The sequence below is a fragment of the Pantoea septica genome, from assembly GCF_002095575.1.
In the GTDB taxonomy this organism is placed as follows: Bacteria; Pseudomonadota; Gammaproteobacteria; order Enterobacterales; family Enterobacteriaceae; genus Pantoea; species Pantoea septica.
Genome location: NZ_MLJJ01000045.1, coordinates 16,810 through 27,226, shown reverse-complemented (window position 1 = coordinate 27,226; position 10,417 = coordinate 16,810). Strand labels below are relative to the sequence as shown.

The 10,417-nt window shown below is 57.3% G+C and carries 15 protein-coding genes; 6 read left to right on the top strand and 9 right to left on the bottom strand.

Annotated features, from left to right (window positions below; all coding sequences use genetic code 11):
* Nucleotides 1–155: 155 nt before the first annotated feature.
* Nucleotides 156–707, top strand: a complete 552-nt coding sequence (locus HA46_RS18530; RefSeq protein ID WP_033792391.1) for a gamma carbonic anhydrase family protein — start codon at nucleotides 156–158, stop codon at nucleotides 705–707.
* Here the strand turns inward: HA46_RS18530 and HA46_RS18525 are convergent.
* Genes HA46_RS18525 through dprA form a run of 6 tightly spaced genes read right to left on the bottom strand, consistent with a single transcriptional unit; the run spans nucleotide 674 to nucleotide 4,470 of the window.
* Nucleotides 674–931, bottom strand: a complete 258-nt coding sequence (locus HA46_RS18525; RefSeq protein WP_033792392.1) for a DUF1488 family protein — start codon at nucleotides 929–931, stop codon at nucleotides 674–676. The genes HA46_RS18530 and HA46_RS18525 overlap by 34 nt on opposite strands.
* Nucleotides 928–1,746: a shikimate dehydrogenase gene (gene aroE / locus HA46_RS18520; protein WP_084885966.1), complete on the bottom strand. Its 819-nt coding sequence runs from the start codon at nucleotides 1,744–1,746 to the stop codon at nucleotides 928–930. Before aroE ends, HA46_RS18525 begins: the two co-directional genes overlap by 4 nt.
* Before the next feature lie 3 nt (nucleotides 1,747–1,749).
* Nucleotides 1,750–2,322 carry an L-threonylcarbamoyladenylate synthase type 1 TsaC gene (tsaC, locus tag HA46_RS18515; protein WP_084885964.1) on the bottom strand — a complete coding sequence of 191 codons (573 nt, stop codon included), beginning with the start codon at nucleotides 2,320–2,322 and terminating at the stop codon, nucleotides 1,750–1,752.
* A gap of 9 nt (nucleotides 2,323–2,331) precedes the next feature.
* Nucleotides 2,332–2,877, bottom strand: a complete 546-nt coding sequence (locus HA46_RS18510; protein ID WP_033792395.1) for a DNA topoisomerase family protein — start codon at nucleotides 2,875–2,877, stop codon at nucleotides 2,332–2,334.
* A 23-nt stretch (nucleotides 2,878–2,900) separates the two neighbouring features.
* Entirely contained in the window at nucleotides 2,901–3,374 is a 474-nt protein-coding gene (smg, locus tag HA46_RS18505; RefSeq protein ID WP_033752918.1) for a DUF494 family protein Smg, read from the bottom strand.
* The gene (gene dprA / locus HA46_RS18500) at nucleotides 3,346–4,470 is read right to left on the bottom strand and encodes a DNA-protecting protein DprA (protein WP_084885962.1); all 1,125 of its coding nucleotides are present in this window, start codon (nucleotides 4,468–4,470) and stop codon (nucleotides 3,346–3,348) included. Before dprA ends, smg begins: the two co-directional genes overlap by 29 nt.
* Nucleotides 4,471–4,586: 116 nt before the next feature.
* Between dprA and def the strand changes: the two genes are divergently transcribed.
* The 5 genes from def to mscL all read left to right on the top strand — a co-directional run bounded on the left by def (nucleotide 4,587) and on the right by mscL (nucleotide 9,310).
* Nucleotides 4,587–5,099: a peptide deformylase gene (gene def / locus HA46_RS18495; RefSeq protein WP_033752920.1), complete on the top strand. Its 513-nt coding sequence runs from the start codon at nucleotides 4,587–4,589 to the stop codon at nucleotides 5,097–5,099.
* A 20-nt stretch (nucleotides 5,100–5,119) separates the two neighbouring features.
* Complete coding sequence (fmt, locus tag HA46_RS18490) at nucleotides 5,120–6,064, top strand: methionyl-tRNA formyltransferase (protein WP_084885960.1); 945 nt, start codon at nucleotides 5,120–5,122, stop codon at nucleotides 6,062–6,064.
* A gap of 47 nt (nucleotides 6,065–6,111) precedes the next feature.
* The gene (rsmB, locus tag HA46_RS18485) at nucleotides 6,112–7,404 is read left to right on the top strand and encodes a 16S rRNA (cytosine(967)-C(5))-methyltransferase RsmB (RefSeq protein WP_084885958.1); all 1,293 of its coding nucleotides are present in this window, start codon (nucleotides 6,112–6,114) and stop codon (nucleotides 7,402–7,404) included.
* A gap of 19 nt (nucleotides 7,405–7,423) precedes the next feature.
* Nucleotides 7,424–8,800, top strand: coding sequence for a Trk system potassium transporter TrkA (gene trkA, locus HA46_RS18480; protein WP_033752924.1), 1,377 nt, complete (start codon nucleotides 7,424–7,426; stop codon nucleotides 8,798–8,800).
* A gap of 99 nt (nucleotides 8,801–8,899) precedes the next feature.
* On the top strand, nucleotides 8,900–9,310 hold the full coding sequence (mscL, locus tag HA46_RS18475) for a large-conductance mechanosensitive channel protein MscL (protein WP_033792399.1): 411 nt from the start codon (nucleotides 8,900–8,902) through the stop codon (nucleotides 9,308–9,310).
* On the opposite strand, the gene HA46_RS18470 is transcribed toward mscL, so the two are convergent.
* The 3 genes from HA46_RS18470 to HA46_RS18460 are packed head-to-tail and all read right to left on the bottom strand — an operon-like array spanning nucleotide 9,307 to nucleotide 10,402.
* The gene (locus HA46_RS18470) at nucleotides 9,307–9,543 is read right to left on the bottom strand and encodes an alternative ribosome-rescue factor A (protein WP_084885956.1); all 237 of its coding nucleotides are present in this window, start codon (nucleotides 9,541–9,543) and stop codon (nucleotides 9,307–9,309) included. The genes mscL and HA46_RS18470 overlap by 4 nt on opposite strands.
* 50 nt (nucleotides 9,544–9,593) lie before the next feature.
* Nucleotides 9,594–10,031, bottom strand: coding sequence for a Zn(2+)-responsive transcriptional regulator (gene zntR, locus HA46_RS18465; RefSeq protein ID WP_033792401.1), 438 nt, complete (start codon nucleotides 10,029–10,031; stop codon nucleotides 9,594–9,596).
* Nucleotides 10,031–10,402, bottom strand: a complete 372-nt coding sequence (locus HA46_RS18460; RefSeq protein ID WP_033792402.1) for a DnaJ family domain-containing protein — start codon at nucleotides 10,400–10,402, stop codon at nucleotides 10,031–10,033. The genes zntR and HA46_RS18460 overlap by 1 nt, the downstream gene beginning before the upstream one ends.
* Nucleotides 10,403–10,417: the final 15 nt, after the last annotated feature.

The window sequence follows — 10,417 nt, the reverse complement described above, 5'->3', positions numbered from 1 at the left end:
TCCGATTTAATTGCACAACCCTTTTTTCGATCTTTTTTTTCGTATGGCGATAAAACAATCTTATTGCAGAGATCTTCAACGATCGCAGGCCTTTTACGCTTGTCTGGACCCGCGATCCGCCTCAGTCTGTAGCCGAATCTATAAGGAGAAAGCAGATGTCAGCTCTACGACGTTATAAAGAGAGTTATCCGCAGTGTGGGCAGCGCGTCATGATTGACGCCGCTAGCGTAGTAATTGGCGACGTCGCGCTGGGTGATGATGTCAGCATCTGGCCGCTGGTCGCAATACGCGGCGACGTGAATCAGGTGCGCATCGGCGCGCGCACTAATATACAGGACGGCAGCGTGCTGCACGTAACCCATAAATCCGCCAGTAACCCGGACGGGTTCCCTTTAACCATCGGCGCTGACGTCACCGTCGGACATAAAGCGATGCTGCACGCCTGCACTATCGGCGATCGCGTACTGGTAGGAATGGGATCAATCGTGCTCGACGGCGCCATTATTGAAGATGACGTAATGATAGGCGCAGGCAGTCTGGTTCCGCCTGGCAAGCGTCTGGAGAGCGGCTACCTCTATCTCGGCAGCCCGGTCCGTCAGGTGCGTCCGCTAAGTGAACAGGAGATTGCGGGCTTGCTTTACTCCGCCAGCAATTATGTTCGCTGGAAGGATGACTATCTCGCCGAGGCGAGCCAGACCCACTCCTGATCGTCGAACGCGTCATTAGCGATGGCCGCTTCCGCTTCGTCTTCTATATCCCAGCGATGCGCGGTAAACAGGGCCATCGCCTCTCCCTGGCCGAAACGCTGTTCAAGGGCTTCGGCAGAGATGGCACAGGTCAGCATCATGCCGTTGACCAGCGCCGGAAAGCAGACCGCTTTTTTATCCGCGTCCCACTCTTCGCGCTCGGGGAACTGAATCGCCTGATTCATGGCTGCATCGCCTGTTTAAGCTGTGCGATAACGGGGGCTATCTCCGGCATGACGCCGTGCCATAGCTGAAACGCATGCGCCGCCTGCCCCACCAGCATCCCCAGGCCATCCGCGCGCTGCTGCGCACCCTGCTGTTCGCACCAGTGTAAAAAGGGCGTCGCGCCAGCCTGATAAAACATGTCGTAGCAGCGTACATGGCTATCGATCAGGGAAACAGGCAGCGGCGGAACCTCGCCGCTGACGCCGCTGGAGGTGGCATTGACGACAAGGTCGAAAGCCCGCCCGGTCAGTTGATCAAAACGACAGGCATCGATCTCGCCGCTCTGGCGGAAAAGCTGCGCTAGCTCCTCCGCGCGCGCCTGGGTTCGGTTGACGATTGTCACCGCGCAGCCGGCGGAAAGCAGCGGCAGGATGACGCCGCGCGCCGCGCCGCCTGCACCTACCAGCAAAATGCGATCGCCCGGGCGGATCAGCGCCAGACGTTCAAGATCGCTCAGCAGCCCGATACCGTCAGTATTGTCGCCCAGGATGCGGCCGTCGCTGCGCTTTTTCAGGGTATTGACGGCGCCGGAGAGCGCCGCTCGTTCGCTCAGCTCGTCGGCAAACTCGCAGGCCTGCTGCTTAAAAGGCAGCGTGACGTTCGCACCGCGTCCGCCCTGAGCGAAAAACGCAGCGATAGCGTCAGGAAAGGCCTCAAGCGGCGCACAAACCCGGCCATAACGATGCGTAATGCCCGTCTGCTCGGCAAACGCCTTGTGAATCGAAGGCGATTTACTGTGACTGATGGGATTACCGAATACCGCAAACTGATCCATGGATTAGCCCTGACGAATAAGGTTGCCGGTTAACACATCGCGAATCTCCGATGGATTCTGTCGACCGCCGGTTTTGCCCGCCAGCACAGGAAAAGCCGGACCGAATTGCGCCCTGACCGCCTCGACCGTGCGGCAAGGCGCTTCGCCCGACAGGTTGGCGCTGGTCGATACCAGCGGCTTGCCGAAGGCGCGGCACAACGCCTGGACATCGGGATGGTCGCTGACGCGGATGGCCAGCGAATCAAAACGCCCTGTTAGCCAGCGCGGCGTTTGCGGCGTAGCAGGTACGACAAAGGTCACCGGGCCCGGCCAGTGAGCGAACATGCGCTCACGCTGCTCGACAGTGAGTTCGCGGTCGGAGATATAGGGTTCCAGCTGAGCGTAATCGGCGGCGATGAGGATCAATCCTTTCTCAACGGGACGCTGCTTTAATGTCAGCAGCGCCGCTACGGCGCTTTCGCTGTCCGGGTCGCAGCCCAGACCAAATACGGCTTCGGTTGGATAAGCAATAACGGCCTGCTGGCGCAGTTGCTCGAGGCAGGCTTCCAGCGAACCGGAAAAAGTTTGGTTTGGCATGATGTTATCTTAATTCTCTGATGCGGCGGCCTTGCCGCAACTTTTACTGGCGCAAAAGCATTTAACGCCCTGCGCGGTTTTCTTCTCTACCAGCAGCGGAAAAGCGCAGTGCGGGCATATGCCTGCGACTGGCGTTGCATTGACGGCGAACTGACAGGCCGGATAGCGATTACAAGAGTGGAAGGTCTTGCCGTAACGCGAACGACGCTGTACCAGTTTGCCCTCCAGGCACTGCGGGCAGGCGATAAGGGTTTCATCGGGTTTATCTATCGCTTCGCTATAGTCGCACTCAGGGTAGTGGCTACAGCCGATGAACATGCCGTAGCGTCCCTGGCGCAACGCTTTATCCGCGCCGCACTGCGGACAGGCGTGCCCTTCGAGCACCTTGACGATATGGCCGTCAGCCTGACTTTTTAGCGGCCGAATATAGTCGCAAGCTGGATAGTTTGTGCAGCCTAAAAAGGCGCCGTGCTTACCGCTGCGGATAACGAGATCTGCCCCGCATGCGGGGCAGGGATCCTGTTTACGCACGGTGAAGAGTGCTGATTTGCTCATAACGATGGCTGCATAATCAATAATTAATGCAGCATGCCTTCATTGACGTCGAATAACAGTTCTTCCATTTGCTGATAGGCGTTTTCGCATCCCGGAAGATTGAATAACACCATCAACACCACCCATTTGAGATCTTCCAGATCGAACTCGAGCGTATCGAGCGCCATGACTCGTTCGATGACCATTTCACGCGTTTCCATATTGAGCACCTGTATTTGCTCAAGGAACAGCAGGAAACCACGACATTCGGCATCTAAACGCTGGCCTTCTTCTTCCGTGTAGATGCGCATTGAAAGCGGATCGTTGGCTAACAGAATCGGGTCGACCAGGCCTTCCTGATAATCTGCGAGCTTTTCTAACCAGTTCAACGCATTGTAGATATCTTCACGATGAAAACCGGCATCGGTTAAGTCATCAGTCAATGTATCCTGATCAACCTGCATTTCTGCTTCGTTGTGGATATATGTCTCAAACAAGTACATTAGTACGTCGAACATGGCATGCCCTCCTCAATCGGACATAGCCGCCGGGTACAGCTGCGATCCATCCTGCTAACTCCAGCTCCAGCAGTTGGGCTGCAATCACTGGCACAGGTTGGCCGGCACGTTCAGCGACGACGTCAACAGGTGTAACCTCATCACCTACGTTAGCCAACACCTCAGCAAATGGCAATGCCGCATCGCCGCTCTCCTCAGAATATATTCCTTCCGGCTGTGTAAAAGGCAGCCAGTTAAGCGCAGCGCGAAGATCTTCGATAATGTCGGTAGGATGAGCCACCAGCAACGCGCCTTGCTGAATCAGCCAGTGCGTTCCTTCGCTGCCGGGATTGCCCAGCGCGCCGGGCAAGGCGTAGACATTGCGATTTTGCTCCAGCGCATAGCGCGCGGTCACCAGCGAACCGCTTTTAAGGGTCGCTTCCACCACCAGCACGCCGCGGCTCAGTCCGCTAATAACGCGGTTGCGGCGCGGGAAGTTAAGCGCATGCGGCGGCGTTGAGAGAGAGAACTCGGAAACCAGCGCACCGCCTTTTTCCACAATCTCTTCCGCCAGCGCGCCGTGATTTTTAGGGTAAAGATGCTGCAATCCGCTGCCGAGCACCGCCACGGTTTTTCCCTGCGCCTCCAGCGCCGCGCAGTGCGCGATACCGTCTATGCCGCGCGCCAGCCCGCTGGTAATGGTCAGGTCGCTCAGCGCCAGCTGCCGGGTAAACCATTCGCCCCACTGCCGGCCGTAGTGCGAACAGTTACGGCTGCCCACCACCGCCAGCTGCATAGAAGAGAGCAAGGCGGGTTCGCCTTTTATATAGAGCAGCGGCGGAAAACGATGGATCTCGCGTAAAGCGGCAGGATAGCGGTTGTCTAAGGCCGTTATCAGATGGTGGTCGTCGCTTGTCGCAAGCCACGCCTCGGTCGCGGCAATCTGACGCGATGAAAGCTGAGTAAACTGATGACGTTGCTGCTGATTCAGACCCGCCGAAATCAACACTTGCAGCGTATCGTCTGTCTGGTTAAGCGCGCTGGCAATTTCCAGCCAGCGTTTTCCGGTCAGCCCGGCTACGGCTGAAAGCCGCAAATAGCGCTCGATATTTCCCATATCCGCTCCCTGCTTTACGCACCGCTTCCTGCGGGTGAATGCTGTCAATCAGGTCTCGAAAAGTCTACAATATGAAGCAATAATCTTTTTTTAATCGCATACAGATCTGGATATTTATGTCAGTTTTGCAGGTATTACATTTCCCTGACGATCGTCTCCGCAAAATCGCGGCGCCAGTGAAAGAAGTTAACGCTGAAGTTCAGCGCATCGTCGACGATATGTTTGAAACCATGTACGCCGAAGAAGGTATTGGCCTTGCGGCGACGCAGGTGGATATCCACCAGCGCATCATCGTTATCGACGTGTCGGAAAATCGCGACGAACGTCTGGTTCTGATCAACCCGGAGCTGCTGGATAAAAGCGGCGAAACCGGTATTGAAGAGGGCTGTCTTTCCATTCCCGAACAGCGCGCTTTTGTTCCGCGCGCCGAACGCGTAAAAGTGCGCGCGCTGGATCGCGAAGGCAAAAGTTTCGAGCTGGAAACCGACGGCCTGCTCGCTATCTGCATTCAGCATGAGATCGATCACCTCGACGGCAAACTGTTTATCGATTATCTGTCGCCGCTCAAGCGTCAGCGCATTAAGCAAAAGCTGGAAAAACTGGCGCGTCAGAACGCGCGTCCTTCCTGACGTTAAAAGAAGAGATAACCGTGTCTGCTCCGCTGAAAATTATCTTCGCCGGCACACCTGATTTTGCAGCGCGTCATCTCGACGCGCTGCTCGCTTCTGAGCATCAGGTCGTCGGCGTCTTTACCCAACCCGATCGTCCTGCCGGCCGCGGCAATAAGCTGACGCCCAGCCCGGTGAAAACGCTGGCGCAGTCTCGCGACATCCCGGTGTTTCAGCCGAAGTCTTTGCGCCCCGCCGAGAACCAGCATCTGGTCGCCGATTTAGAGGCGGATGTGATGGTGGTGGTCGCCTATGGACTTATTCTGCCGCAGGCGGTGCTGACCATGCCGCGTCTCGGCTGCATCAACGTGCACGGCTCGCTGCTGCCGCGCTGGCGCGGCGCGGCGCCGATTCAGCGCGCGCTCTGGGCTGGCGACAGTGAAACCGGTGTAACGATCATGCAGATGGATGTCGGCCTGGATACGGGCGATATGCTGCATAAGCTGAACTGTCCGATTACCGCGCAGGACACCAGCGCCACCCTGTACGACAAGCTGGCGCAACTCGGCCCGCAGGGTCTGCTGGAAACGCTGTCGCAGCTGGCGGACGTCCGCGCACAGCCCGAGAAGCAGGATGACGCGCTGGCGAACTACGCCGAGAAGCTCAGTAAAGAGGAGGCCCGCCTCAACTGGCAGCTCCCCGCCGCTCAGCTTGAGCGCTGTATTCGCGCCTTCAACCCTTGGCCGGTCAGTTATTTCCTGATTGAGGATCAGCCGGTGAAGGTGTGGCAGGCCAGCGTGCTGCCGCACGTCGCGAAGCAGCCGGGCGAAATCCTCGCAGCCGACAAGCACGGCATCCAGGTCGCTACCGCTGAAGGGGTATTAAATCTTCAGCTGCTGCAGCCGGCTGGCAAAAAAGCCATGTCGGCGCAGGATCTGCTCAACTCGCGTCGCGAGTGGTTCACGTCAGGCCGCGTCTTAGCCTGACTCCAGCCCGGCACTGTCCGGGCTTTTTGTTTAATAACGTAACGCGAATGACTAAATCAACCAATCTGCGAAGCCTTGCCGCTCAACTTATCGAGCGTGTTATAGATAAGGGCGAATCGCTCAGCGCGGTGCTGCCTGCCGCGCAGAAAAAAGTAGGCGATAAAGATGGCGCGCTGTTGCAGGAGCTCTGCTTCGGCGTGCTGCGCACGCTGCCTCAGCTCGAAGGCCTTATCGGCAAACTGATGGCGCGCCCGCTCAGCGGCAAACAGCGCGTTTTGCACTATCTCATCATGGTCGGCATCTATCAGCTGCTCTATACGCGCGTGCCTGCTCACGCTGCGCTGGCGGAAACCGTCGCCGGCGCTGAAGTGCTGAAGCGCGCCAACCTTAAAGGCCTGATTAATGGCGTGCTGCGTCAGTTCCAGCGCCAGCAGGCGGAGTTGCTCGCGGAAGTTGACCATGCGCCGCAGCGCTATCTGCATCCCGGCTGGCTGCTGCAGCGGCTGCAAAAGGCCTGGCCGGACGAGTGGCAGCAGATAGTGGACGCCAATAACCAGCGTCCGCCGATGTGGCTGCGCGTTAATCGCCAGCACCACAGCCGCGATAGCTGGCTGGCGCTGCTAACCGAGAGCGGTAAAGCGGCCGTGGCCGACGAGACGGCGCCTGACGCGCTGCGGCTTGAAGCCCCTGCGCCGGTTGGCCAGCTGCCGGGCTTCGCAAACGGCTGGGTCACGGTTCAGGATCTTTCCGCCCAGCGCTGCGCCCTGCTGCTTGCGCCTGAAGATGGCGAGCAGATCCTCGATCTTTGCGCCGCGCCGGGCGGCAAAACCACGCATATCCTGGAAATAGCCCCTAGGGCGCACGTAATGGCGGTCGATGTCGACGCTCAGCGCCTGACGCGCGTTAAAGAGAACCTGCAGCGCCTTGATATGCAGGCAGAGGTAAAACAGGGAGACGGACGTACCCCGGCGGCGTGGTGCGGCGAGCGTCAGTTCGATCGTATTTTGCTGGACGCGCCCTGCTCCGCCACCGGCGTTATCCGCCGTCATCCCGACATCAAGTGGCTCCGTCGCGATCGGGATATCGCCGAGCTGGCTTCGCTGCAGCGCGAAATTCTTGACGCTATCTGGCCGCATCTGAAACCAGGCGGTACCCTGCTGTATGCGACCTGCTCTGTGCTGCCGGACGAGAACGAGACGCAGATCGCCGCCTTTCTGTCGCGCCACGCCGACGCGCGTGCCGAAGCCTTGCCGGGCGGCAAAACCAGCGGGCTACAGGTCTTTCCGACCGTCGACGGCGGAGACGGATTTTTCTACGCTAAGCTGATAAAAGCGCACTAACCAAAGAGCACGAGACGCAATGAAAATTATCATTCTGGGCGCCGGCCAGGTTGGCGGCACGCTGGCGGAAAACCTGGTCGGCGAGAACAACGACATAACGGTGGTTGATACCGATCCTGACCGCTTACGTCAGCTGCAGGATAAATTTGATTTGCGCGTCGTTCAGGGCCACGGGTCGCACCCGCGTATTTTGCGCGAAGCGGGCGCGGAAGATGCCGATATGTTAGTCGCGGTCACCAGCTCCGATGAGACCAATATGGTGGCGTGTCAGATAGCCTATTCGCTGTTTAATACGCCTAACCGTATCGCCCGTATTCGCGCGGCGGATTATCTGCGCGACGCTGAGAAACTATTTATTCCCGAAGCGGTGCCGATTGATCATCTTATCTCGCCCGAACAGCTGGTGATTGAGAATATATATCGGCTGATCCAGTACCCCGGCGCGCTGCAGGTGGTGAATTTTGCAGAGGGCCTCGTCAGTCTTGCGGTAGTAAAAGCCTATTACGGCGGGCCGCTGGTAGGCAATCCGCTCTCTATTTTGCGCGAGCATATGCCGCATATCGATACCCGCGTCGCCGCCATTTTCCGTCAGGACCGCCCTATTCGTCCGCAGGGCTCAACGATTGTGGAAGCGGGCGACGAGGTCTTCTTTATCGCCGCCAGTCAGAATATCCGCGCGGTGATGAGTGAAATGCAGCGGCTGGAAAGGCCCTATAAGCGCATCATGCTGGTAGGCGGCGGCAACATCGGTTTCGGTCTGGCGCAGCGGCTGGAGAAAAATTACAGCGTAAAGCTGATCGAACGCAATCCGCGCCGCGCCGCCGAACTGGCCGAGCAGCTGCAGGACACCATCGTCTTCTACGGCGATGCGTCGGATCAAGAGCTGCTGGCGGAAGAGCATGTCGATCAGGTCGATCTTTTTATTGCGGTCACCAACGACGACGAAGCCAACATTATGTCGGCGATGCTGGCGAAAAAGATGGGCGCAAAAAAGGTGATGGTGCTGATCCAGCGTCGCGCCTATGTCGATCTGGTACAGGGCAGCGTGATCGATATCGCTATCTCGCCGCAGCAGGCGACGATCTCCGCGCTGCTGGGCCACGTGCGCAAAGCGGATATAGTGGGCGTTTCCTCTTTACGACGCGGCATCGCTGAAGCGATCGAAGCGATCGCCCACGGCGATGAAACCACCTCGCGCGTGGTTGGCCGCATGATCAACGACATTAAATTGCCGCCGGGTACGCTTATCGGCGCGGTGGTGCGCGGCGAGGATGTGCTTATCGCCAAAGATAATCTCCGTATCGAACAAGGCGACCACGTCATTATGTTCCTGACTGATAAAAAGTTTGTGCCGGACGTTGAGCGTTTGTTCCAGCCAAGTCCATTCTTCCTTTAAGCGCAGCGGCGGAGCAAGGCCAACAAATGCCGCCGCTTAGATGGCAATTGCCGTAAGGTTTGTTAGACTTTAGCCACTGGCAAGGGAAAGGAGATAAGTATGAGTTTTTTCAAAGAGTTTCGTGATTTTGCAATGCGCGGCAACGTGGTCGATCTCGCCGTCGGTGTAATTATCGGCGCTGCCTTTGGCAAAATCGTCTCTTCACTGGTGGCAAACATCATTATGCCGCCGCTGGGACTGCTGATCGGCGGAGTCGACTTTAAACAGTTCAAGTGGGTGCTGAAACCTGCAGAAGGCGCTACGCCGCCCGTCATCATGGAATATGGCGTATTTATTCAGTCCGTATTCGACTTTATTATCGTGGCGTTCGCTATCTTTGTCGCCATCAAGCTGATGAATAAACTGCACAAGAAAAAAGAAGTCGAAAAACCGGTCGCAAAACCTTCTAACGAAGAGGTGCTGCTGAGTGAAATTCGCGATTTGCTGAAGCAGCAGAACGGCAAAATCTAAAGCAAAGCCGCCCTTGAGGCGGTTTTTTTATGCCCATAAGCAGAAGGCCAGTGATAAGCGCTTTTCTTATCACTGGCCTCCCAACCGCCACGTTTCGCATGTTTATCTTTACGCCGATAGCTGCCTTTGCCTTTATGCTTCTGTTCGATGCGCTGGCGGAATAGTGGATCGTGTAACAAGGCCTGAATCGCGTTGTCGCGAATCTCGCCTTTGGTATGCTGGTATTTACTCATTATCGTCTCCTCGTTTCGACCGCATTAATATAGGCGCTTTAGCGCAGAATTCAATCCCGCCGGTGCGCGTGTTCCGGCCTGGGCTCCGTTCCTTTCTCGAGCGCTTCCAGTATCGAACAGCAGTCGCTGCTGTGCGCGGCGCCGCAGCAGGCGTCGGATAAGCGCTGCAGCGAACGCTGCACATTTTGCAGTTCGCCGATCAAGGTATTCACTTCCTGCAAGCGAGCCTGAACTATCGCCTTCGATTCCTCGCAGGTATGGTGCGCGGGATCGACACGGATCGAGAGCAGTTCGCGAATGGCATCCAGTCCAAAGCCCATCTGCCGGCCGACGCGAATAAACTTCAGGCGTTGCAGGTCGCTGTCGCTGTAGAGGCGAAAGCCGCCTTCTGTGCGGATCTCATGCCCCATCATTTGCTGTTTCTCGTAGAAACGAATGGTGTCAACGGTGACGTTGGCCAGCTTTGCCAGTTGTCCGATACGGTACACTACTCCTCCTTTAACAGACGTCCACGGATCGCTTCGCCGTAGGCGCCCTGCAAAAAAGCGGTGCTCATTCCCGCCTGGCGCAGCTGAAGCTCCAGCACAAGCAGGCGTTTGCTTTGCTCGCGATAGCGCTGATCGTCCGGATCGAGATTACGCAGCAGATCGCTTATCTCCAGCGCCTCGCGCCGCATTTCCAGCTCTGGCGGCAAAAAGCCGGCATTTTTCAGCAGTCGGTAGCCGCTACGTAATTCAGCCGGAACATTGCTGTCGTCATCCAGTTCAAGCGGCGCGCCTTCGCCGGGAAGATTGCTGAGCTCGCCCTTTTCCTGTGCTGCTCGAATATGCTGTTCAGCCAGCTGGTCGATTAACCACATGGAGACCTCCTGAGA

What these genes read in the sequence shown, in the direction of transcription:
- mscL (WP_033792399.1), top strand. Translation starts at nt 8,900, where the DNA reads ATGAGTTTTTTCAAAGAGTTTCGTGATTTTGCAATGCGCGGCAACGTG.
- def (WP_033752920.1), top strand. Translation starts at nt 4,587, where the DNA reads ATGTCAGTTTTGCAGGTATTACATTTCCCTGACGATCGTCTCCGCAAA.
- rsmB (WP_084885958.1), top strand. Translation starts at nt 6,112, where the DNA reads ATGACTAAATCAACCAATCTGCGAAGCCTTGCCGCTCAACTTATCGAG.
- HA46_RS18470 (WP_084885956.1), bottom strand. Translation starts at nt 9,543, where the DNA reads ATGAGTAAATACCAGCATACCAAAGGCGAGATTCGCGACAACGCGATT.
- smg (WP_033752918.1), bottom strand. Translation starts at nt 3,374, where the DNA reads ATGTTCGACGTACTAATGTACTTGTTTGAGACATATATCCACAACGAA.
- trkA (WP_033752924.1), top strand. Translation starts at nt 7,424, where the DNA reads ATGAAAATTATCATTCTGGGCGCCGGCCAGGTTGGCGGCACGCTGGCG.
- HA46_RS18530 (WP_033792391.1), top strand. Translation starts at nt 156, where the DNA reads ATGTCAGCTCTACGACGTTATAAAGAGAGTTATCCGCAGTGTGGGCAG.
- dprA (WP_084885962.1), bottom strand. Translation starts at nt 4,470, where the DNA reads ATGGGAAATATCGAGCGCTATTTGCGGCTTTCAGCCGTAGCCGGGCTG.
- HA46_RS18460 (WP_033792402.1), bottom strand. Translation starts at nt 10,402, where the DNA reads ATGTGGTTAATCGACCAGCTGGCTGAACAGCATATTCGAGCAGCACAG.
- HA46_RS18510 (WP_033792395.1), bottom strand. Translation starts at nt 2,877, where the DNA reads ATGAGCAAATCAGCACTCTTCACCGTGCGTAAACAGGATCCCTGCCCC.
- aroE (WP_084885966.1), bottom strand. Translation starts at nt 1,746, where the DNA reads ATGGATCAGTTTGCGGTATTCGGTAATCCCATCAGTCACAGTAAATCG.
- HA46_RS18525 (WP_033792392.1), bottom strand. Translation starts at nt 931, where the DNA reads ATGAATCAGGCGATTCAGTTCCCCGAGCGCGAAGAGTGGGACGCGGAT.
- tsaC (WP_084885964.1), bottom strand. Translation starts at nt 2,322, where the DNA reads ATGCCAAACCAAACTTTTTCCGGTTCGCTGGAAGCCTGCCTCGAGCAA.